Raw genomic sequence first — 1,778 nt, forward strand, 5'->3', positions numbered from 1 at the left:
TGAGCTGATCGTCCAGGTGGTGGTGACGACCGCCTCTTGATTGAACTGGCGGTTGATCTTGGCCAAATTGCCGTTGGACGTGACTTGATACGTCCCGTTGAGGGCGACGTCCTCCTTGGTTGTCGCCCCGGCCGGTGAGGCAGGGCCGAAGGTACCGAATACGTTGGCAGCCACCAGCATCGCGGCGGCGGTTGTTTCCATTGAGCGCATCGGGTGCTCCTTAACCCAAATCGATACGTCTATACGGGTTTTTCGGTGCCGGCAGCGGCGTCGTTGAGGGTGAAGAGTAACACCAGCTTCGCCGCTGGGTTGCCGATCCGCATTACCGACCGCCGCGGCCATCATAGTGGGTCTAACTTCGCTATCAGCCAGGATCCATTGACCTTCGTCAGCGTCACCAGGACGCTGCTGGCTGTCGTCAACGGCTGTGGTTTTTCCTTGCTTGCGGTGTTTTGGTTCATAAACACCAAGACGGCTGCCGAATCCGGATGCAACTCAATTGCGGCCGCCCGCAGCACTTTGGCCGTCGCAATAAGATGCCCCTGCCGCGCCGCGGGCGCGATGAAGTCCTGACTGAACTTGCTGTAGTAGGACAGGAATTCTCCGGTCGAAACTGACTTCGCCCGGGCGAAGTCGTGGTCCAGATTGTTATAGGAATACGACACCACCGCCACGGCACCGTCCGAAGCCGCCTGGACTGCCTGATGTGTGGCCGCGTCGTCGATCCGCTGAGCAGGACGGTACTGAAAGAAGAACAAACCGGCAGCCACCGCGATCGTCGCAATGACCAACGCGGTCGCAAAAATTGCCCGCCACCTCGCCAGACATCGGCGGGTGAGGCGCCCGATGGCTGACGGTCCGCTGGAGCGCACCGATTCCTCGCCGGCGGACACTTCCTCCGCCTCGCCGGTGGGCGGGGTTTCCATGCGGTCTGGCGACGACTCCTGCTCGACACTCATTGCAGGAAATCAACTCCTGACATCTTGAGCTGACCACCGTCCCGCTCGATCTTGACGCTGATCCGCCACAACATTGGGGTCCGTTTCGAGTTGTCCGGATCGGTGACGTCGGATTTCGCCGAGACAAGTGCGACTCCCGAATTCTCGGACCATGACTCGACACCGACGGCTTCCACCGTGACTTTGCTGATCACCTTCGATTCCTCGGCCCGTTGAGCCATGAAGGCTGATCGCGCTTGCAGTTGGGTCTTGAGATCGCCGGTGGACGCGTCGATGCTGCGCTGAATGTCGTCCTTGGCATGGTTTGGGTCGATCGTCATAAACGTCGTGACCCCAAGACGTGCCGCCGCAGCGTACTCCGGGGCAAGCTGCCGTTTGTGCATGGTGGCGCGGTCCTGCCACACCATGTAGCCGCTTGCGCCGAGCGAGGCGGAGGCGAGCACGATCCCGACCCCGACAGCCACCGCTTTCCGGCCGGGGGGACGGACCCGCGGTAGGCGCCAACGTCGCGCTCTTACTAATGTTGGCTCGTCCTCGTCCTCGTCATCGTCGGCATCGCCTTCGGTCTCTTCGACCTTGCCGATTTGGTCGTCGGAGCCGGCTTCGGCATCTTTGCGTAGTCGCGTTGCGAGTGCCCGGGCCGCCTCGGCGCGCGCCTCCGCACGCAAGACCTCTTCTTCGGCTTCAGCTAGCGAGGCGGGCAGCTCGGAGCCGGTTGCGGGGTCCGCGTCGGAATCGGTCACTTGCCTGCAACCATCGCTGGCGCAACCGAGTCGTGGCGCACTGATAGCTTCCAACCACGCACGGAGAACCACATTA

2 protein-coding genes and 1 pseudogene are annotated in these 1,778 nt (G+C 61.9%); all 3 read right to left on the reverse strand.

Annotation, left to right across the window (positions count from 1 at the left end; genetic code table 11):
* A pseudogene (locus tag WAN71_RS20120) lies at window positions 1-210 on the reverse strand (hypothetical protein); the annotation flags it as partial.
* Window positions 211-341: 131 nt separating this feature from the next.
* A complete protein-coding gene (locus WAN71_RS20125; protein WP_422227015.1) occupies window positions 342-959 on the reverse strand; it encodes a hypothetical protein in 618 nt (205 codons plus the stop codon).
* Window positions 956-1,702 carry a hypothetical protein gene (locus WAN71_RS20130; protein ID WP_422227016.1) on the reverse strand — a complete coding sequence of 249 codons (747 nt, stop codon included), beginning with the start codon at window positions 1,700-1,702 and terminating at the stop codon, window positions 956-958. The genes WAN71_RS20125 and WAN71_RS20130 overlap by 4 nt, the downstream gene beginning before the upstream one ends.
* Window positions 1,703-1,778 lie beyond the last annotated feature (76 nt).

The sequence above is a fragment of the Mycobacterium sp. genome (genome assembly GCF_049280035.1).
Taxonomy (GTDB): domain Bacteria; phylum Actinomycetota; class Actinomycetes; order Mycobacteriales; family Mycobacteriaceae; genus Mycobacterium.